9 protein-coding genes are annotated in these 23,350 nt (G+C 36.9%); 8 read left to right on the top strand and 1 reads right to left on the bottom strand.

All coding sequences use genetic code 11. The features are described from left to right. The first annotated feature begins 21 nt into the window (after nucleotides 1-21). The 3 genes from C3B55_RS01360 to bfr all read left to right on the top strand — a co-directional run bounded on the left by C3B55_RS01360 (nucleotide 22) and on the right by bfr (nucleotide 3,557). Complete coding sequence (locus tag C3B55_RS01360; protein ID WP_129210800.1) at nucleotides 22-1,023, top strand: DNA-directed RNA polymerase subunit alpha; 1,002 nt, start codon at nucleotides 22-24, stop codon at nucleotides 1,021-1,023. 43 nt (nucleotides 1,024-1,066) lie between these two features. Next, the gene (gene rplQ / locus C3B55_RS01365; protein ID WP_129210802.1) at nucleotides 1,067-1,429 is read left to right on the top strand and encodes a 50S ribosomal protein L17; all 363 of its coding nucleotides are present in this window, start codon (nucleotides 1,067-1,069) and stop codon (nucleotides 1,427-1,429) included. Nucleotides 1,430-3,092: 1,663 nt separating this feature from the next. Beyond that, nucleotides 3,093-3,557: a bacterioferritin gene (bfr, locus tag C3B55_RS01370; RefSeq protein ID WP_129210804.1), complete on the top strand. Its 465-nt coding sequence runs from the start codon at nucleotides 3,093-3,095 to the stop codon at nucleotides 3,555-3,557. Nucleotides 3,558-3,572: 15 nt separating this feature from the next. Here bfr and uvrA read toward each other — a convergent pair whose 3' ends face one another. Next, nucleotides 3,573-6,398: an excinuclease ABC subunit UvrA gene (gene uvrA / locus C3B55_RS01375; protein WP_129210806.1), complete on the bottom strand. Its 2,826-nt coding sequence runs from the start codon at nucleotides 6,396-6,398 to the stop codon at nucleotides 3,573-3,575. Between the two features lie 146 nt (nucleotides 6,399-6,544). Here uvrA and C3B55_RS01380 point away from each other — a divergent pair, with 146 nt between their 5' ends. From C3B55_RS01380 to ribD, 5 genes are all read left to right on the top strand, one after another. After that, nucleotides 6,545-7,939 (top strand): MFS transporter, encoded by a 1,395-nt coding sequence (locus C3B55_RS01380; RefSeq protein WP_129210808.1) that lies wholly within the window; start codon nucleotides 6,545-6,547, stop codon nucleotides 7,937-7,939. A gap of 9 nt (nucleotides 7,940-7,948) precedes the next feature. Further along, the gene (locus C3B55_RS01385; RefSeq protein ID WP_129210810.1) at nucleotides 7,949-8,455 is read left to right on the top strand and encodes a single-stranded DNA-binding protein; all 507 of its coding nucleotides are present in this window, start codon (nucleotides 7,949-7,951) and stop codon (nucleotides 8,453-8,455) included. Nucleotides 8,456-18,314: 9,859 nt separating this feature from the next. Further along, nucleotides 18,315-18,440, top strand: coding sequence for a hypothetical protein (locus C3B55_RS04635; protein WP_457912684.1), 126 nt, complete (start codon nucleotides 18,315-18,317; stop codon nucleotides 18,438-18,440). A gap of 3,280 nt (nucleotides 18,441-21,720) precedes the next feature. After that, entirely contained in the window at nucleotides 21,721-22,185 is a 465-nt protein-coding gene (nrdR, locus tag C3B55_RS01390) for a transcriptional regulator NrdR (protein WP_129210812.1), read from the top strand. Beyond that, complete coding sequence (gene ribD / locus C3B55_RS01395) at nucleotides 22,182-23,321, top strand: bifunctional diaminohydroxyphosphoribosylaminopyrimidine deaminase/5-amino-6-(5-phosphoribosylamino)uracil reductase RibD (protein WP_129210814.1); 1,140 nt, start codon at nucleotides 22,182-22,184, stop codon at nucleotides 23,319-23,321. The genes nrdR and ribD overlap by 4 nt, the downstream gene beginning before the upstream one ends. Nucleotides 23,322-23,350: the final 29 nt, after the last annotated feature.

The following is a 23,350-nucleotide window of genomic DNA, read 5'->3' on the forward strand; positions in this document are numbered from 1 at the left end:
GGCTAGAAAATAGGTACATCCATGCAGATTTCGGTAAATGAATTCCTAACACCTCGCCACATTGATGTGCAGGTTGTTAGCTTAACCCGCGCTAAAATCACGCTCGAGCCTCTTGAGCGTGGCTTTGGTCATACCCTGGGAAACGCTTTACGCCGCATCCTGCTATCCTCAATGCCTGGCTCTGCAGTAGTTGAGGCAGAGATTGACGGTGTACTCCATGAGTACAGCGCTATTGAAGGTGTACAGGAAGACGTAATTGAAATCCTGTTGAATCTTAAAGGTTTAGCTATTAAATGTCACGGCCGTAACGAAGTTACATTGACCCTATCAAAGAAAGGAGCCGGAGTAGTTACCGCAGCTGATATCCAGCTGGATCATGATGTTGAGATTGTTAATCCGGATCACGTAATTGCTAACTTAGCGTCTAATGGCGCCTTAAACATGAAGCTCACCATAGCTCGTGGCCGCGGTTATGAGCCAGCCGACTTGCGCCAGAGTGATGAAGACGAGAGCCGTAAAATTGGCAGACTACAGCTTGACTCTTCGTTTAGCCCGGTTCGCCGTATTGCATATGTGGTGGAAAATACCCGTGTTGAGCAGCGTACTAATTTAGATAAACTAGTTATTGATCTAGAAACTAACGGTACCCTCGATCCTGAAGAGGCTATCCGCCGCGCTGCAACTATTTTGCAGCAGCAGTTGGCTGCATTTGTCGATCTAAAATGTGATAGTGAACTAGTGGTAATTGAGCAAGAAGACCAAATTGATCCGCTCCTGCTTCGTCCGATTGATGATTTAGAATTGACTGTACGCTCAGCTAACTGCCTTAAGGCCGAAAATATATACTACATTGGAGACTTAATTCAGCGTACCGAAGGAGAACTATTGAAGACTCCAAACTTAGGTAAAAAATCCTTGACTGAAATCAAAGATGTTTTAGCTTCCCGCGGTTTGTCTCTGGGTATGCTCCTTGATAACTGGCCGCCTACAAGTCTTAAAAAAGACGATAAGTTGATTTCTTAATTATTATTAATCACTGAAACGTGAGTTTCGGTAAGGATACACTATGCGTCATCGTAAAAGTGGTCTTCATCTAAGCCGTACCAGTTCGCACCGTAAAGCCATGTTTCAAAATATGGCAGTATCTCTTTTTGAACACGAGTTAATCAAAACTACACTGCCAAAAGCCAAAGAACTACGTCGCATTGCTGAGCCATTGATCACGTTAGCTAAGATAGACAGCTTGGCTAACCGACGCCTAGCCTTCGACCGTACTCGTTCTAAGGCTATTGTTGGTAAGCTCTTTAACTACCTTGGTAAACGTTATATTAGTCGTCATGGTGGTTATTTACGCATACTTAAGTGCGGATTTCGCTCTGGCGACAACGCTCCTATGGCGTACGTCGAGTTAGTTGATCGTGCCATGTAAGGCCATTAGCGCCTATGTTTTTATGTGATAAAAGCTATTAATGTCTATGTAATTACCATAGATTCGCTTAAAAAATAAACGTTATTTACTAAAAGTTTATCTAGTTCGTTTCTATCATAGCTACCATGTAATACATTTGATAGTGCAATCTTGATAGATAATATTTTTTAAGCTAATGATCTATTACTTCTTAAGTAAAGATAAAAATATTAGTATCAGTAAAATTTTGCCTATTGCGGATAACGAAAATATCTCTACTGCTAGGGTCCATGTGACCTTTGCTTTTTGATAATTTTTTATCTAATCGAGAAGCTTACATATTTTAATTGTGAAAATATTACTATACGCCATGTATATACTAAGTATTTTAAAGTCTCTATTGCATTTACCATAGCCGGTTATAGTATCCAGTATGACAATATCAAGCTGTTTAAAATCTTTTGCAAATAAGATACTAAACTTCCTGCGTGTCCTAGATACTGCAAACTTCAAGCACCATTCGACATATACCTAGTTTGTAATTTGTAATGTTTTGCTTTTGAGTTTTATATCTAAAACAATAACTGTGACTATCATTAAGCAATGAATATATAGGTATTTTGATTCTTAACAACTAAAGTTTTTTTAGATTTTATTTGCATCCAAAATTATGTCCCATAAAAACCTCAACAGTACATAAATAGTCTAGTAAATATGATGGTTCTCCATAGAGGTTTCGTACTAAGTAACAATGTTTTCTCTAATTGTGATGCTATCCAAACTATGACCATCATATACTTAGCTTCAGGAGTCATATCTACAACTGTGATCAATACCAAAGTTAAGTACTATTTAATTAATTGGCACCGTAAAGCTAAGTAACGAGTTAAAAACCTTAATACCTGCAAATACGTATTGGTACTGTTACTATTAACTCTCATCGTACTTAGCCACTATACTTCCTTGGTATTATTAAAATCTAAGTCTTTCCAAAGCCCCCATCATGATTTAGATCATGATGGGGGCTTTGGTCTTTGCCTGTAATGAGCAATACTTTAATGTGACTAAAATATAGTTGCATCAGGAGCTTTCTTGATTGCTGAATTTATAATGGTATATACCTTGATTTAAGTATACATAGTTCATTGTATTAGTCTGTCATTAGACCGCATACATCAAAGATGCGCATCCACTCATTGTGACACTAGCTATTAGTTTTTTGCTAAATCAGCTACTAGTACTTGCTATTAAATGCGCTATTATTATTGATTGATATCAATTACTGTAATAGCAGTATGTCTTTTGGCTTTTGCACTTGGCCGCTTTGTTGTACTAAGCAGTACTACGTATATAAATAGTTAAAATTAGCGTGTAGATACTAACTACTACAATCTTATACATTGTATTAATTAATAATTAATAGTTAAAAGTTTTACTAATCAATAATATTACCTGTGCAATGGTTGTGGTGACCAGTAATGTAGTTAAGCGTTAACGGTGGCGCTTTATTAAGTTAATATTGATTCCTGCTAACGCATTGCTACAGCATGTAGTATGATGGCTAGTTTTGCTCTAAATGATAAGCATAACTTTCTTTATTTTGTCTATTTTGCATTATTTTAGTATATGTTTATAACCATGATAATTTGGACTAAAGCTTTTTTAGCTAAGGAAATATAGGGCGATGCAAGGTCATCCAGACGTAATTGATTACTTGAACACGTTACTCATAAGCGAACTAGTAGCGCGCAACCAATATTTTATTCATTCGCGTATGTATGAAGGCTGGGGCTTTAATGAGCTATATAAACGTATAAATCATGAAATGAATGAAGAATCTCTGCATGTTGACGCATTGATATGTCGTATTCTAGTGTTAGAAGGCACGCTACGTGTACGTTCAGAGGACGTATATGTGGGTATTACAGTGCCTGATATGCTCGCAGCTGATCTTCGTCTTGAGTATAAAGCGTGTGCCGCCCTCCGTAAAGGGATCGAGCTATGCGAGCAGCACAATGACTATGTTACCAGTGCAATGCTACAGGTGCAGTTGAATGATACTGAAATAGATCATACCTATTGGCTGGAAAAACAATTAAGTTTAATCAAGCTGATCGGTCTTGAAAATTACATGCAATCGCAATTATGATTGCTGGCATTATTATCAACGCGATAATAATGGTTTTAAATAGTAACCAGTGTGTGATTGTGGCATCTCAGATATTTGCTCAGGAGTGCCTACCGCAATGATCTGGCCACCTTTAGAACCGCCCTCTGGGCCGAGGTCTATCAGCCAGTCAGCAGTTTTAATTATTTCCAGGTTATGTTCTATCACGACCACAGTGTTGCCGTGATCACGTAAGCGATGAAGTATATCCAGCAATTGCTGGATATCTGCAAAGTGTAGACCCATCGTCGGTTCATCAAGAATATATAGGGTCTTACCAGTATCACGCTTAGATAACTCGCGTGATAGCTTCACTCGCTGTATCTCACCACCTGATAATGTGGTTACCGACTGTCCTAGTTTAATGTATGACAAGCCAACATCTATCAATATCTGTAGCTTACGCGACAATATTGGAATTGTATTAAAAAATGCTAATGCTTCTTCGATAGTCATTTCCATAGTTTCGTGAATGTTCTTGCCCTTGTATTTGATTTCTAGAGTTTCGCGGTTATAGCGCTTGCCCTGACATACATCGCACAACACGTAGGTATCTGGTAAAAAATGCATTTTTACCTTGATAAGACCATCGCCATGGCACGCTTCGCAGCGACCACCTTTAACGTTAAATGAGAACCGCCTAGGTCCGTAGCCGCGAGAGCGAGACTTTAGTACGCCAGCAAATAACTTGCGTATAGTTGTATATAACCCAGTATAGGTTGCCGGATTAGAGTGTAGTGTATGGCTAATTGGGCTTTGATTTATATTGACCATATTCTCTAAATGCTCCAGACCTTTAATGCTATCGTATGCGGCAGCATTAAAGGTGGTTGCACCGTTTAGGATAGTGGCACTCAGTGGTAGTAAAGTGTTGCTGATTAGAGTTGATTTGCCGGAACCAGACACGCCAGTCACGCAGGTCAGCAAGCCTACAGGAATTTCTAGGTCTACATTACGCAGGTTATGACCGCGTGCACCTTTGAGGTATAACACCATGTTTTTGTTGTACTGTTTACGTTTTGTTGGTACTTCGATTTTTACACGACCAGACAGGTACTTACCAGTTAAAGAGTCAGGGTGGGCCATTACTTCTATAAGAGTGCCTTCTGCAACAACATACCCACCGTTTACGCCAGCGCCAGGTCCGATGTCAACCACATAGTCTGCTATGCGAATTGCATCCTCATCATGCTCAACCACGATTACCGTATTGCCTATGCCTTGCAGGTGTTTCAAAGCGTTAAGCATGCAAATGTTGTCGCGCTTGTGCAAGCCAATTGAAGGCTCGTCTAAGATGTATAACACGCCAACAAGGCCTGAGCCAATCTGGTTAGCTAGTCGAATTCGCTGTATTTCGCCACCTGATAAAGTGTTGGCGCTGCGATCCAAAGATAGATATTCCAAGCCAACGTTGACTAGGAACTGCAGGCGTTCGCGAATTTCTTTGAGAATTTTTTCAGCAATTTTTCCACGATGACCAGTTAAGTTTAGCAGATTGAAGTATTTGCAGGCATCGATAATTGGTAGGTTAGTTACTGCTGGCAAAGTCTTCTCGCCGACCCATATATGCCGTGCTTCAGGATGTAGGCGAGTACCAAGGCAATCTAAACAAGGCTGAATGCTGAAGAACTTAACTAGATCTTTACGCACACTAGCTGCTTTGGTCTCGCGGTAGCGGCACTCTAGATTTGGCACGATGCCTTCGAATGGATGAAAGTGTTTAACGATTTCGCCACGGTCGTTTAGGTACTTAAAGTTGACGTTCTGGGAGCCGCTGCCATATAGGATAATGTGCTGCTGCTCAGCTAGTAGTTTGCTGAACGGTACTGCTAGGCTAAATTTATAGTGTAATGCTAAGGATTTGAGCATCTGGTAGCAGTAGGAGTTTTGTCTGTTCCATCCGTGTATTGCACCATTTGCTAATGTCAGGTCGCTATTGATCAAACGCTTGATGTCGCAAAACTGTTTAACCCCAAGACCATCGCATGACGGGCAGGCTCCAGTCTGGCTGTTGAAGGAAAATATTTTAGGTGTCAGTTCACGGATTTTGTAACCACAGATTGGACAAGCAAAACGTGCAGAAAAGATGATTTCTTCTTCCGATTGATCATTCATCGGTGTGATTACGGCAATGCCATCCGCCAGCCTCAGCGCTATCTCGAACGATTCAGTTAAACGCTGCTGTAGGTCGGCTCGCACTTTGAAGCGGTCTACAACGACATCAATTGAATGTTTTTTATGCTTGTCGAGCTTTGGTGCTTGATCTAGTTCGTACAGTTTACCATTAATTCGTGCACGTATAAAACCCTGGGCACACAGTTCTTTAAGTACTGCAAAGTGCTCGCCCTTGCGCTCGCGGATTACTGGCGCCAACAGCATCAGCTGAATACCTTCCTGCTGGGCTAATACCATATCGACCATCTGACTGATTGTTTGGGTTTTCAGGGGGATGTCGTGATCTTGACAATGCGGAACACCTACTTTTGCGTACAGTAGACGAAGGTAATCATAGATTTCAGTGATGGTGCCAACGGTAGAGCGTGGATTATGAGAAGTTGACTTCTGTTCTATATAAATAGTCGGTGATAAGCCTTCAATAGTGTCTACATCCGGTTTCTGCATTGGCGGGAAAAACTGCCTGGCATATGCTGATTGAGATTCTACATAACGGCGCTGACCTTCTGCGTATATAGTGTCAAAAGCCAAGGAAGATTTGCCAGATCCTGATAATCCAGTAATAACGATCAGTTTATCTCGTGGCAGGGTTAAGTTAATATTCTTTAGGTTGTGAGTTCTAGCCCCACAAATAAAAATCTTATCCAAGATAGCCTCATATATAGGCATCAATTTAATGTAGGGGTATGCGGTTCAAGCTTATATAGGTATACACTATCAAAGTACCATATATGCCACCTTACTTAATAGGTAAGACCAATAAAATAATTGCCAGTTTACATGAGGTTTTTTCCATGCATGACCATTGCAGCGAACGTATGAGTAGCAGTGAGACTAGAGCGGCAAGCGGTCTAGCCTTAGTGTTTGCCTTTCGTATGCTTGGCATGTTTATGGTATTACCAGTGCTGGCTACATATGGAATGGATCTCGCAGGAGCAACTCCTGCACTGATTGGTCTAGCCATTGGTGCTTATGGCTTGACACAAGCGTTTTTTCAGATTCCGTTCGGGATCATTTCCGACCGTATTGGCCGTCGTCCGGTAATTTACCTCGGGCTGATTTTATTTGCTCTTGGCAGTGTGCTTGCAGCTCAGTCTAATACTATCTGGGGTGTCATAGCTGGTCGAGTCTTGCAGGGCGCTGGTGCGATTTCTGCTGCTGTCATAGCGTTACTGTCGGATTTCACTCGCGAACAACACCGTACTAAAGCTATGGCCATAATTGGTATTACCATCGGGCTATCTTTTTCGGCAGCTATGGTAATCGGCCCATTATTGACACGTGTCTCTGGTTTGCGTGGGTTATTCCTAACTGCCGGCGGCATGGCGTTACTAGGTATTATGATCGTAGCTTTTATAGTGCCTCGTAGCACTAGTACGTTAGCGCATCGTGAGTCAAGTTTAGTGCGTCGAGCATTATTGCCGATACTCAAGCATCCAGCCCTGCTATGTCTGGATCTAGGTATTTGCGTGTTGCATGCAATACTGATGTGCAGCTTCGTTGCTTTGCCTTTAGCATTGATTGAAAAAGCTGGCCTGCCTAAAGAGCAACACTGGTGGGTTTATCTCACTGCCTTATTGATTTCGCTATTTGTTATGATTCCGTTTATTAACTATAGCGAGAAGAAACGCAAAATTAAACGAGTTTTTCTTAGCGCTATAGTAACTTTGATGTTAATTGAGTTATTTTTCTGGCGATTCGGCGATAGTCTATGGACGCTAGTAATCGGTACAATAGTATTTTTTACTGCATTCAATCTATTGGAGGCACTATTGCCTTCGTTGGTCAGTAAAGTTTCACCGGCTGGTAGCAAAGGTACAGCTATAGGGGTATATGCTACTAGTCAATTTCTTGGTTCTGCGCTAGGCGGTGTTATGGGTGGCTGGATATCCCAGCATGGTGGTTTGTCTGTTGTCTTTCTTGGAAGTGCTGGTCTGGCTGCATTTTGGCTGGCCTTTGCTGTTATCATGCATGAGCCACCATACGTCATAAGTATACGCCTGCCGTTGTCGCCTGAAGCAATTTGTGAAGCTGGCTTAGTTGAGCGCCTGGAAACTGTAGCTGGGATAGTTGATGCATTTGTGGTTGCTGAAGAAGCAGCCATTTACATTAAATTGGATACCGAATTATTAGATCGTGCAACGCTTGAGCAACTGGTGAACCAATCGCCAGTAGTGCGTCTAGCTTAGGAGGATGTTATGGCCCGTGGAGTTAATAAAGTTATATTAATTGGTACTTGCGGTCAAGATCCAGAAGTTCGCTACTTACCTAATGGTAATGCTGTAATAAATCTAAGTCTAGCGACTAACGAACAGTGGATCGATAAACAGACTAGCCAAAAGATCGAAAAAACTGAATGGCACCGTGTTGCGATGTTTGGCAAGGTTGCAGAGATTGCAGGCGAGTATTTGCGCAAAGGTTCGCAGGTCTATATTGAAGGCAAACTACAAACTCGTGAGTGGGAAAAAGATGGCATTAAGCGTTACACAACTGAAATTGTTGTCGATATGCAAGGTACTATGCAACTGCTAGGTAGCCGCTCACAAGGCGATCAGCATGGCCATGGTAGTAATGTGTCTGCCTCAGTGCCGCGTCACCAGCAGGCACAGCGTGAGTCGCGTCTAACGCCAACACCAACGCTACAGCCGGTTACGTCACAAACGGCCACTAGTTTTGATAGTTTTGATGACGATATTCCATTTTAACCTAGATAAAAGTTATTCATGCAAACAGCATTAATATAAATTACTGGATTTAGTCATCGTTTTTAGCTTATAAGCCTATAAGTTTTTTACAAAAAACTTATAGGCTTTTGTTAACGTATAAAGCAAAAAACCAGTAAACTAGGTAAGTGTTTTATTACAAGAAAACGTGCCGAACTAAAACATAAAAAATAAAAGCGTCATTGTTTGAGTAGAGTCAGTTATTTTTTATTTGTTGACAGTCTATTTGTTATGTAATTCAATAATTATAACTGTCCAATTCTGCAATCATATGAGTGATTCCTCTAATCACCACTGTTAACCTTAATAAAGTTGCAAAGCTTACTGTTAATTCAACAGCCTATTATAGGCTTTTGAATATAATACTACAGTATTTTCTGTAGCGTATAAATGCATGGATAGCTAATTCTAATTCCAGTAAAGTAATTTGTAATTTAATTAATGACGATGCATTAAAATTACTAAAGAATTAATAAATGTCTATTAGTTTCTGGAGGTATCCAAAGAAAGTGAATACGTTTAAAATAGGGTACTTACCACAATAAGTAACTTGTCGTTAAGCACCTAATATAGCTTATGGCAGACTATTAAAGTCTCAGTCAATCTACATTGACCAAAGCTTGGACAAAAGAAGCTACAGCATGTTTTAGATGCAGTTTGCCAGTAGATGGAATTTTATACTGTTCATTTTAGTAGAAGCCTTTCATTATAATATCTAACTTCAAGGAATAGCTTAGTAAAAGACTTCAGAAGAGTTCGTTGCTCTTGATATTTTTTAGAATTTAAAAAATAATTTTTTGCTCTGTAATACGTGAGCAAGCATGGTAAATTTTAATTTTTTAGATCGTTAATTTTGCAATAGCTAATAGTTTAAGATATAATTGACTCTGGTATGGTAACTTTATTGGTTTATATAATTAGTTACGTAAATTTTGTTTATTTACAACTCAAGAAATGTGATGCTTGTTAAGAAAGCAGTCGTATGCATCAGTACAAAACTGCTCTATTCTATTATAGTTAAATGTATGTAATGTATACATGTTTATGGCGTACAATCAGATGCTGGCTACGAAATATTTACCATTTTATGTGCTGTTATCTATAGTGCGCTCAATATTAGCTAGAGCCAGACTTTTGTGATATCTATGCTTTTTAAGCTTGATGTATTAAAATCTCTATCTATGCTATAGATCCTATCTATTCGCTTAATCCTAAGCAGTAGTTATTTGCATCCACACTTTATAATTCATTAGATGAATAATATTCTGATATCGATGCTGGCGCATAGTATGTATATGCTGTCAGCAGCACTTCGCAATGCAGTTTACTGACGCATATGGATAGAATTTTAATAGCTGTAATTATTTGACGGGAAAAAGGTATCTATGATGCGTTAGGTAATCCAAAAGATTTTATCTAGGATATTAAAATCCCATATCTTGAATAAAGTTATACTATAGCTTAGTCTGATTTTACCCTAACAGCATTTAGGCGGCCAGACATACTTGTATGTCTTGAGCGCTTATTTAGCTTAATTAAGTATATAAAGCCCAGTAGAGGTTAATGATATTAGCATTCATTGCGCTTAAACCTGATATAAGTTAGATGCGCGTCGCCATATTGGCGTTTAAAACAAATGAATAATAGTCACCTGTTTTAAATCTAAACTGTTTAGTTTAAATAAACTACTTTTAAATTTTATAGCGCAGATAGATTTAATTTTTTGTCTTTAATATAATTACTAATTATTCTATCAGTGCACTAATTTCGCCATATGGTTTAAATAATTTATGCCGGCAATAGAGTGTTATGGAAGAAATTAGTATGCAAGATTAATTATTTGTCTAGATAACATCTACACATTTATTGTGAAATCATAGCTATTTTGATTTTTATTTTTTAATAAAGTTATTTTGTTAGGATAATTAACTGCAGTAATTTAAAATAAAATAAGCTGCTATAATCTAATAGCTTCATACCGAAAATAAAACCTATAGGCAGCAGAATTTAGTAAACTAAATTGCTTGAGAGTTTAGTTAGCATAAGTATATATCAAGTGAATCATTAATGCTATACTTTACGGGCAGGTGATGACTTCATCATGGATGATGAATATCTGGCTATAAGCTTGACAATTTTAGGATTGTCAAAAAGTGACTCATAGCATTCAGGTAGAGTCAATTTTCAAGGTATTAATAGAGTTTTTTGTGAGTATTGTTCTTAGTTATAGCTATTGTATTACCTCTGTATTACTATGTTTATAGCCTACCTAGAACAATGGCAGCGTAAAGCCTGTCTGCCGTCACAGCAAGTCGTACTAAATTTTAGGGTATTATTTAAGTGTCTGAAACCTAATGTGGTACTTGGTGGCTAGCGATATATTTATAGTATTGCCTGTTATAACTAAGGTTGCTTTTACTTGTAAAAGATATATTAATTAAACTGAAAAAAGCAAAGCTTAGATTAAGGTGCATGTGCAGAAGAGATTTGCCTAGCAAGCTACCCTAATTAAAAGTTTTTGTTTAAAATGCAGTATGATTAGCAGTTACTCTAATTTAAATCTATATGTGTAGTTATAAATAGTGGTTATATATTAATAATAAGTCAGTCGATCGACTATAATTAAATTAGACGATATAGTAATTTTATTAGTATTGCTTTATGTCTTTTATCGAAAATACCGCATTAGTGTACCACGAACATTAAACTGTATAGGATGTCAAATAGGATCTATATGCGACCACAAAGCAAACTATCCCTAGCAGATTAAAATATTTAGTTTAATATAAAAGTTTTGATAGTTTGTCCTGATTTGTATTGAAGCTAAGCAGCGCTTAATATGTATCAGGTTTAGTGTTTATGTAGTACTGTGTTAGAGATATTTACGAAATATAGATATTTCATTGCTTATCACTTCAACGATTCTGGCTACCAAAACTAGATACATACTTGTTAATACTAAATATTGATAAGCTTACTAAGGTAGTTTAAGGTGTAATAAATGGCATAAATTTTGTCTGCGCTATTAATTTTTGAGTTGTTTTAAATAACTCAGTATTTATGCTGCTTATAAGCATAGCTCTCAGCTGTAAGCTACTTTTTAGTGTTTATATTAAAGTTATTGTAATTATTTTCTTAGTATGCTGTCTTTTTTGTAAAAGAAGAGTCAATATGAGAAATCATTACAGATAACATATATGACTACAATGACTAAATTTATGTTCAAAAGAGTTATATCTATAAATTTTATTTAGTTACTTATCTATATAAATGACTATTTATATAGTCTCTAATCATAAACCTTAGAATAAAAAATATTTACAGCTTTATTTTTGATTTAGTTATAAGATTTGCCTGTTAACTATTCACTGCCTGTTTTTTGTTCAAAGACAGATCAATACATCTCTCTAGTTTAAAACAATATATATATTGTTTTAAACTAGAGAGATGTATTGATTATTAATCATGTTTGCTGTATATAGACAAATTACTGTAGAAAATAAATAGCATTACTTGAATCAGCCACATCGTGTTCTGTAATATATGCTCAATATAAAATACCTTATTTAACGTATTAAAGTAATTTAAACAAAAGTTTTAATAGCTGTCAATAAAGGTATTTTCAATACTAGAAAGATGAGTGTTTAATTAAATGCTATAATAAAATTATATTTGATTATATAATCAGTATATCTAATAAATATATTATATGGCTAATATATCAGCTTAGGTAGATTTATAATAGAATCATATTGTTATATATGCTATAGGTTTTGCTCAGAGTAACAATAAATTTTAATTTATGTTCATATTATTTAAATAGGTAACACCACTGTAAAGTACTACGATCAATTTATTTTAAAGATAATATCATTATATAAGTTTTCATGTAAGTAAAGAACTGTCTTTCGACTATAAAGTTATACTGCGCTGTATAGTTAAATTACTAATTTCTTGATCAAAGTATATCAGGATATCTGTTCTCTAAACTGTCGATGTTACCAAACTGAAAGGCGTTTAGCACTTTACAATAAGCTCAGTTTTGATAAATCTAGTCCAGCTAATATAGCATTCTCCTTACAACTAAGGAGGAACGCTTTGTATGCTAGCGTTTGTATAGTTTTAATTAATATTAATCTTAAAATATATGCTTATTTATAGCTAAGCGCATTTTAGTGACAGGCTTGACAAATCTAGCATCTAGATCCACAATAGCTTCTATCAATTGTACCTAAAGATAAAAGCCAACACTAATAACGTCTTTGTATATTATGCTTACTTGATACTCTGTTCCTCTTAGATACAAAGTTTGTTTGAAGAAAAGGCGGATCCATCTAAGTAAATCTGTCAAGACTAAGTTTTTATTATTATAGTTCCTGGTTATTTTTTAAGTATATTAGTTTATATAAAATGTTGTATGATGAGATTTATCATTCAGTAGTCTAATGAATCATACCTACTCCAGTTTAGATGCGTTTACCTAATAAGCTAGATAGAATTCTATATTCTGTATGTTGGATCAAAGGTTTAGCTATTCTAGTAGTACTATAATACTTATCCCCGATAAGTTAAATTGCCTATAACGTGTGGCACTTATTACTTTTAATCAATATTTCACATTATGCATGCTTGAAGTTTTTTCAACTATTTTCTAATTTTAGGTAGATAGTAATAAAGCTCTACTCAGTTAGTCAATTTTTAAATGTTATAATTTCTTAACCTGGTGCAACTAGAGTATTTCTAATACTTAAAATTTTAAGCAATTGCAGTAAATTCTATATTGTAGCGCATAAAGTTGCTTGGTAATTAATACACTATTATATCTAGTGTAGTTAAGTTATAATTTATTATAAACAATTATTGATTATATTTTAGTCTAACTACGCTTAGCTAGATCATCACTGACATTACTTGCTGTTGAAGTAGTTAAAGAATTCTATATTATCAATATAATAAATATCCATTAATAATATCCTGGTTATCCCTCCAGCCTCATTGAGCGCTATTTGAATAGCTTTAGAAGATTTAAAGTGTTTAGGTGCAACATTTTTCTGTAAATTTGTACATTTAATGACTTAGCAGTCGTAGCCGTTAGTATTACATACTTTTTAATAATAGCTAGCTAAGGCGCAAGTTTTTAAGCAAATCTTTGATCTATGCGATTATTAGAGCTCTAAAATGAGTGATAACTGACTATTAAAAGAATTAACTTTGCTTCAAGCTAATTAAGTTGTTAAACAAGTTAAGTTGCTACGCCACTAAGTTATCTTTAGATTTAAGTAGAGTCTCTATTAACATAATCCATATCAATTATGTGTTAAGCAGCCAACCGAGTTCAATATGGCGCACGAATGCTAATATTTTGCTTATTATATGTTTTTGACATTTGCTTTATATCAAAATGATAAATTTTTTTGGTTGCAGGCTAGCATACTGATACTGCATAAATTGGAAATTTATGCTTAACTCTAGATAAAAACTATCTTATTTCTAGGTTACTTAAGTCTTGACTTAGTTATCCAGTAGCTCTCAATACCTGTAGCTCTTGATTTTGCCGATAATGTTAGCTAGAGTTTTATTAGTGATTATTTATGTAACTACTATAGTGAGTTATATATCACTGGAGATGCATAATGTTAAAGGTCTGCGATAATTTAAACTGTTAGTTGCGCTATATTGTTATGAATATTTTTAAGCTCACGATAATACAAATCATGCATTAATCCATAGAACAACCCCATGGTTTCAACGGAACTAATGATGAGGCTGATCCTAATTTCTAGGCTTGACAGAATAACTACGATATTATCAAGAGCCTGAACAGTTACCACTATCCACACCGCAGTCTTTGTAGTATTAAATACTATTATGATGTACCTGGTACCGTGCTAATACACCAATTTATTTAGGTACATCAATATCGATGATGTTGACTGCTTTTTGAGCAATTTAGTTTTCTAACAGCCTTGACATTTTAATCTTAATATAGTGTATCACTTCGATGATAATGAGACATTAGAAATACTGTAAGCTTAGTATTTATTAAACTGTAATGTTCTGGCTGTTAGCTCGGTGGTGAGGTAACAGCTACTTTCATCAGCAACAAAGAAAATGTAGATTGCTCAGTAGAAAATCAGTCATACGGAAAGGCTGTCGCCTGATACCTTATTCTTTATAATAGTAATAAATACAGTTTCCAGTATGTATAGTCTGACCTGGACATCACTTATTATACTGCCAAATTGCGCTTATTAGTAATGCGAGTGCGTATCACTATTAGTGGTTAGCCAGATTTAGTCTGCTACCATGGAAAGATCAACATTTTTATCAAAAACTAAATCCTACCTTCTAGGTGCTAATTATAAACAATCTACACATAATGATAATAAGTTTATCGTAATGCCCATCATTGTACCTATACACGTTTTTTAAAAAATTAATACACCGTCAGATAGCTCAGGTTTAGTTAGCACGTAATTCAGACTAGCCTTATTAATTGATATTATGCCATGCGGTATTGCTTACTTACTCTTCAGGTTGCGATAATCTGGTAAAAAGTTAAAATCAGTGTTTACTATGCGTTTTTATATTTTGCTAAAAACGTGGATGTATGCATCCTTCATATTGTTGCGGTGTATCACCTTGATAAGGTTAAATTAAATGTGTTTAGCTTTTAAGCTATTTACTAAAGCGACGACCATTGCTGTTTGCACTGCATACGTATCAGGCAGCTACTTTTAGTCTAAGCGAAATAACGCAAGCTTACCATGACTAAATTGCTTATTTGATATCGTATAATCTTACTTGGCTTCTGGGTACCAACTACCCAATAAGTCGGTATAAAAATTAATTTAGTCAATAAATTCTGTAGTAACTCCTTCATTATAATCTTGCAGTGTAGAGAAAAATCAGTTGGTACTAACTATAGTATTTACGATACTAAGTTAAATGTTTTGCACTATTATCACAGCCTTAGTTAGTCTATTAAAGGCTAAGCTCAGTTTGCTGTAACTAAATTAATTGACACTGATAAGTATATGTATACTAAGCATGTCTGCATTAATTAAAATGTTTATAGTTTATGGTCGACCCTGTATTTAAAGATAAAAAAGTTTCCAGTAAAATCTCCCACTATGCTTTTGCGCATCGCGCCAAAAAATTAAGAAAATACACTTTTGCACTAAAGTAGCTGTATGTGTTTGCTTAGCTACCAGCTAAATCTAGCAACTCAGACAATAGCGTTATATAGTGGCTAGTTGGGTATAATATTGCTCTGCATTTATGTTTATACTATGTATCGATAAAAAACTTGTAGTCTGATAAATATGGCTATGGTTTAAGACGTAAAGACTAAGTGATTAATTTTTTAGTTGTACGAGTAAATTTGATTTAGCGGTAGTAATGGCCTATTTCCTATAGGCTTTGATAAATATTTTTTTAGGCTAGCCTTGGCTTAATGCAGCATTTTTTAGTGTAAATGTTTTAAATCACTAGCGATGATTAGCGCCGCGTTAGTCATAATCTAGCCCGGTATGTTACTCTAGCAAGCGCAATTGTTACTGGCGATATAACTTGGTAGATGATAAATGTGGTACGCAATGTATCAGTGATACTGCTTTCGTGGTTGCTCTACGAAATGTTAAAAGTCATCGTATTGGATGATTTAAAATTTTTTTGTATCGCATTAATGTGGATTTACTGCAGAAGTACTTATATTAATAATCTGTGCTACACATTAGCCTGACGAAATTTGTTGAGCTATGCAGGCAATTGAGTTAAAGAAAGCTTCGAGTAGTGATAGGTTGAATGTAATGCGGTAGAGGTTTGCTTTTATGGTTACAGTATGTCATACATGTTATGTATCAATTATTCTGCTGCTATATTGTAGTAACTCATACTATAAAATTTTGTTTATAGTATGAGTAAATTAATATTTGATATATATATATCTGTCTCAACTGATTTAATCAACTACTTAATGCAGTGTGAATGAACTAAAAAATATCCCCTATATTATTACTGAGATATTCCGTACACGAAAAAATATTTAATTCATGGTGTTAACATCAAAACTAATAATATCCTGAGGGATCGTTGTCATGAACCCCAAAGCCATCAGTAAATAAGGCTGCGTGAGGGCCTGCCGCTCCAGTAGCAACAATACTGTTTTGCTATATATAATGTTGTATAGCCCATATAGATTATGGGTGTTAATAAATTAGATCTATGCTCAACGTGAAAACAGTAATAAAAGTTTTTACACTCGCTGAAGCGCTAGTGATATAAGCTTCTAGTGGTATGCTGGTGACCAGCGCAACGGTTAATTTATTAACCTTGGCAAGGTTTGATTACCCATCTAGCTTTTTCTTTGGATACAAGGCTATTAGGGGCTATCAGCCTAGTTGACAATACTCTATAGCCTAACCAATTATGATCTAAACTTATTACTTATGGTTTATAGTTGGTGCCTAGCTGAGCTAGTAAATTACCAATGGTAAACAGCACCATACACTATGTCAGGCAAAGTTTACACAGCATTTGTTCCGATCAAAGCAGTAAATACTAGCGATATTAATCACAGCGCTCAAGGTGTAGATAGTAATTCTCTAGCCAATAAGCAGCAGGTCGATACCTAGGTCTGTATCTATACGGTAGTAGTTATAGGTTATCGTGAAGAACTCGGTCGTCATGATGGAAAAAGCGCTAAATATCAGCTTACTAAGGCAATAGGCACAGCTCAACTTCTATGTATTTCAATCATGAACACAGTGTCTTAGTTTTGCTTGTGCAGAACACATCATGGATCGACATATAGTATTTATCTTGCATATAAGGATGTGCAAACTATGTGGCACAACTTATATTATAAACTAGTTCAGCTTCTACAAAATTATTGATAAGGATAAGCTCAATTCAATTCAATATTATATTATTACTTTGCAGCACTGTTATAATTCTTTCATTATACCCATAAGTAGCTGCCGTAGCGGCTACTGTGGCATCATCAAGAATGCGGCTAAAATTTATTAAAAGTTAGTAGATTCAGAGATGAATACTTAACGGAGTAAGCTAATCAGTTAGTCAATCCTAAACGCAGGTTACTAAGAAAAAGTATGACTACTTTAGTCAGCTGACAGTGTGGTGGTGGAAAATTATCCAATGGCATATCGGTTGCTCAGGAAAAGTTTTTATATCTTAGATATAACTGATTAGTCTAAATTATAAACATGTGTTTTACATGTGATTGTTATATTATATACTAGCAAAATACTATAATTATAGCAACAACTTTACGGTAAAGCTTCTGCACTTGTTGATAATAACTATCGTTTTAAATAGATTGGATCTGCTCAATTTATGCGAATGTATTTTATGTTATGAAGCGTCGAAAATATCCTCTGGCAGGTACTGATTCGTCTTAGTGCAGAGAAAGACATTAGTTTTCTCATATCAAAACTACCCAAAAGCATTCTAGAGGTGGCTACATCTTACTTAGGTATTTAACGATACTTGTTCTGATGCGTTGATCAATCTTGATGACTATTCTTATTTCTATTGTTTTCAAATTAACGCCGTCAACAAAATTAGCTTAGTTGTCCAAGTGGTTAGTTATGAGACGCTTGGCCGAATTACGACAGCACTATAACAGTATTTTGCTGCAACTGGTTTAATGACTACGTGTTTGATAACTCTGCGTTATTACTTACAGCGAAAAATACTAATGAAGTACCATTAGGTGTGCTATGATTTAAGCGCTATAGCGTATTGGACAGAGCGTAAGCACTACCTGTCTACAACATTGTACTGCTGCAGTGTAGCTAGTTGCTGGATGAAAGCGTTAATGGCATTCTTATCTGATTTCTCGCCTGAGCCAAAAACGCATGAGTTATTGATGGTCGATAACCAGCATAGTAATCCAACATCAGCAGAAAATGTAGTGCGTGTAATTAGTGAGGCGCTTAAGTAATTCAATTGTGTGACGCTATTTATGAGGGTGGCACGTATCATCAAGCTAGCCAAGAGGCGTCTATATTGCGTGAAAACCAGGATTTTTACGCAATTCTTTTCCACATTATTTAGGCAGTCTTAGTAAAACTTACTAAGTACTCTGAATTTATAACATCTGATGTTAACTATCTAGTTAATGTTTGTGCTAGCTTTTGCGCATGTATTTTGACTATATACATATATTATATATGGTTATATTAATTCTGACATCTATAATAGTGAATGTGTTGATTGTGTAGCAGGTGTTAATTTATGTTGCTTAACTCTATGAGTTTTTTAGCCATGAAGCTGCTATAACGGGCTTGCTAGGCGTAGTTGTTGATGTGTTGCGCCATATATTCAGGTATATTTGATACTGGTTGTCTACGTAAGGTTTAGAGTGATGACTCATTATCCAGCTAGCAGCACATGATGCTTACGATTATCAGCAATATTTTCAAGTATAAAGCTTACTGTTTAAGCGCCTAAAGAGGGCAGCATTCTTAATCTTCATGTCATGCTCAAATAGCATGACTGCCAGGATTATCTATTGCCAGCATACATCCTGAAGTTACTCGCCTGTCAAGGTTAGCGTTGTTATCAGTAGTAATAGCTTACATATAGCAGAATCGTCTACATAATTTTGATTCTTAGTATTGAGTATATTAGTCTTGTGTTTGTAGAGCGCAGGTAGAAATATTGTTGTTCTAGATCAAGCATAAAACGTGGTGATTATTGACAACTTCATTGCTATTACTGGTTGTCTAAATCAACAATGATGCAGTTTGTGTTATAAGTAAGCATGCATTATTATGTTAGGTGATACGGATTGCTTCCATGCCAACTAGGTTTTGGTGCGCAACATAGCATGTTGGTGCGCTGTAAAGCATACTAATCAGTGTGAAGAGTTTGTCATTGTTCGATATTTTGGTGATTGTCGCAGCACTATGCGTTAGTGACTGTTTGCGCTCCTGTTTATAGTGCAAAGAAATTAGCTACTTTAGTATCGAGTATACTATTTTCGATTGAATTGATAGTGAGTAAGTTACCGTTAACTATTTTAGGTTTAATGTACAGCTATCTTGGTAAGACTTGTGCGGAACATGGAGTGCAGTAGCAGTTTAATAGAACTAAATTAGGCACCGACTATAAGATAGGTACTATAGAATAGCTGGCTATGTGTATAGCTTAAAAGTAATAGAGTAATTTACTATTTTTTTTGGGGTACCGATAGAAATGATATTACATCAAATGACTGAAGAATATGTTTAGTCTAGTTAAGCTACGCACAGTTGCGAACGCAGTATGATATTTCAGTTAGCTTCTGGCTTAACATATACATGTTAAGCCATTTTGGTTTCTAGGCGTCGCTTAGTAAGTAGAGTCTAGTAACTCTAATGCCGCTGTTAATTTTTAACTTAATATAGTTTGCGGCGTTTTTAAGTAGAATATATAAATATTTAGTAATTTTATGTGGCTTAGCCAGGCTAAATATAAATTAAATAGCTCGATGTATACTTGAGTTATAAGCAACCATGGTTGCTTAGTTATAAAAAATGATGTCTATCCAATATGAAAACTAGTGCACCTTCTCCTATAGTGATATAGTTTGCAAATTCAAGCTTTCAGGATAGCTTGCTGCTGTTTTTGCTGTTATACATTGTTGGTCGCTTAAACTGATTGGCTTTACCTAAATATTTTGGGTAATATAAACGGTCTTAAATATCTAAGTTAAGTTTAGGTTGCTTAATACAGTTGGCGTAGCGCAGGTGAGCTGATAGCAGACATAGGTTTAGCTGTAGTCGTAGATGATGTTCGTTAGTAACTATGATTTGCTGTCAGTGGCATAGCTGTTATGGTTGTCTTCCGGTTTATTATCGTTTAAATGGTTTCTTTTGTTTATTGGTGCTAATCGGGTACCTTACGGTTTTTTTGGGAAGTTAAATGAGATTAATAGATTGTCTAGCTATTTATACTCAGCAGTAAATTTTTGTTTTATTGGCTGAGGTGCTAGAGCCTTGCAGTACAAGGCCGTAAGGTTAATACTAAATTTAATAGATTCTCGCTTAAGTATCTGGTCGCCGCATTCATATTTATGAGTATATTCGTCCGCCGCATAAGAGATGGCTAGTAGCAATAGGTTAAACGGTCAGTGAAGCAATAAATAGCACTAAACTTTAGAAGAAATAGTGCGTGATATTAAGTTATATGATGGTATGCTGGTCTGTAATTTTCATCCTGATGTCTGGATGGTAGTAATTAGGTAGGCCTAGGTAGTACGCAGCCACAAGCTATATAAGATGCCTAACGCAAAAAAATTGTCCAGTTTAAGTCAAGTAGCACTGTAAGCTGTATGAGCGCGCTCAAGGTTTGCCATACAAGATTAAATAAATTCAACAGGTAGAAATTGCTTAATTAATTAGAAGATTAGGCTGGCTATCCTATGTGATAACGATACAATTAAGGCGGCAAAGCAGCCAGTAGTAGCAGTATGATAGCTATACAGCTAGAGCGGTGATTAATACCCTGTCTAGTAGTATGGATTCAGCACCGTTTAGTTGGGTATTTGTCAACAGTATACTAAAGTTAATCGATTAAGGTTGATGTCTACTACTTTTCATACGCTAGTGTAGGCGTTAGCGTATTTGCTGCTTACACTAGCGATCAACGCTAAATTTGGCACACGTTTATCGATAACCTGCTTTAGATGTGTCTCTAAATAGAGTATTATATTACAAATAACAGTCTACTAAAATTTAGTATAGTGGTTTATATTGGATGCACATTGTGCATTGTATATAAGCTAGTAGCTAAAACAATAGCCAGGTGCTGGACACTGCAGACGAGGCATCAGTTTATGTAACCAATGAGTTTGATTCATCCAAGATATAGCGGTTGTGCTTATTTGTCACTGACATGGCTGATTCAGTTTTGCGTTAGTCAGTAGTTATTCAAGATGCTAGCTTATTGCACAGCTAATAAGCAGGTAAAAGCATTAGGTTTTCAATGTTAAAAATTTGCTCTTGTGCTAAAACAATTAAAGTGTCGACGATTTAGGTCTTACTGTTATAGATTAACAGAAAATCAAATATGGTGAGCAAATAGGTGGTTATCACTGCATAATATATGGCTCTAGAAAATGCTAAATATTTGGTTTAAAAAATGTAATAATAGTCAATCTATATATTATAGACGCTATAGTTTGTCTTACCATAAGGATAGGATACTATTATCCTCCAATTGTTTGTTATTTGTCAATCATGCATTGTTCTTTTTGCGGCGCCAACGACACTAAGGTTATTAATTCGCGTCTGGTTGCTGATGGTAGCCAAGTGCGTAGACGGCGCGCATGCCTAGCCTGCGGTGAACGTTTTAGCACCTTCGAAACTGCTGCACTGATATTGCCACGTCTGATCAAGTCAGATGGTAGCTGCCAGTTATTTGACGAAGGTAAGCTGCGTGTCGGTATGCAACGCGCTTTAGAAAAACGCCCGGTAAGTATGCAGCAGATAGAGGCTGCGTTAGTACGTATCAAGCATAAACTGCGTTCTTCTGGCGAGCGTGAAATCAAGAGCATGGTAGTTGGAGATCTGGTGATAGGCGAGCTGCATAAGCTTGATGAAGTCGCCTATATCCGTTTTGCCTCAGTGTATCTATGCTTCCAAAATCTCAATGAATTCCGCGAAGAGATCAACCGTCTATCTTCTGAATCAATTAAAGAATGAATCTACCGACTACCGAACAAAGCGTCATCGACTCCCATTATATGGCTCGTGCTCTCGAGTTAGCACGTAAAGGCTTATATACCACCCATCCAAACCCACGGGTGGGCTGTATCATTGTACATGATGGACATATTATCGGCGAAGGTTGGCATGAACGTACCGGTGAACCACATGCTGAAATGCATGCCTTACGCACTACTGGTGATAAGGCATGCGGATCTACAGTGTACGTAACTCTTGAACCGTGTAGCTATCATGGGCACACCCCGCCATGTGTTCATGCGCTAGTTACTGCTGGTGTCGCGCGAGTGGTAGCTGGTACGCTCGACCCAAATCCGAAAGTGGCTGGTCGCGGGCTACAGCGATTAGCTAAAGCAGGTATTGACATCCATAGCGGTGTACTGGAAAAAGAAGCGCGCGCGCTGAACCCTGGTTTTTTTAAGCGCATGAAATACGGCCTGCCATTTGTACGGGTCAAGTTAGCGATGAGTTTAGATGGTCGCACCGCGATGGCTAACGGCAAAAGCCAATGGATTACCGGCCCCGCTACCAGATCTGCAGTGCAGCGTTTGCGCGCAGAGGCTAGTGTAGTGTTGACCGGTGCCGACACGGTGCTTGTCGATGGAGCTCGCTTGGTTGTATGTGCTACAGAGTTAGGCCTTGACGAAGCCACTACTGCACTTGCAATGTCACGTCTACCAATACGCGTATTGATCGACGGGCGTTTGCGGGTGCCGCTTAACGCGCCGTTTTTTAAAGCTGGACCAGCTTTGGTTGTCACCTGTGTACCGTCGGAAAACCAGTTCCTACGCGGTGATCATGAATACCTAGTAGTTCCTTGTCTCAACGGGTATGTTGATCTGCATTCAGCCTTAGTAGCACTGGCTGCCCGTGACGTTAATGAAGTGTTGGTGGAAGCTGGGGCAAGCCTAGCTGGTGCATTTGCTCAGCAGGATTTAGTGGACGAGTACGTTATATTTATTGCTGGTAAGTTCCTAGGCTCCACTGCCAGGCCTTTGCTGGATTGGCCGCTTGAGAAACTGGCTGATGCTCCACGGCTCAAGATTACCAGAGTGCGTGCTATAGGCGATGATTGGAGGATAACCGCCATGCCTGTGCGAATAGTGAGTATATAATTTCCTGCTTACGTCTGAGCGCAACCAAT

The organism is Candidatus Pseudomonas adelgestsugas (genome assembly GCF_004124255.1).
GTDB classification, from domain to species: Bacteria; Pseudomonadota; Gammaproteobacteria; order Pseudomonadales; family Pseudomonadaceae; genus Aquipseudomonas; species Aquipseudomonas adelgestsugas.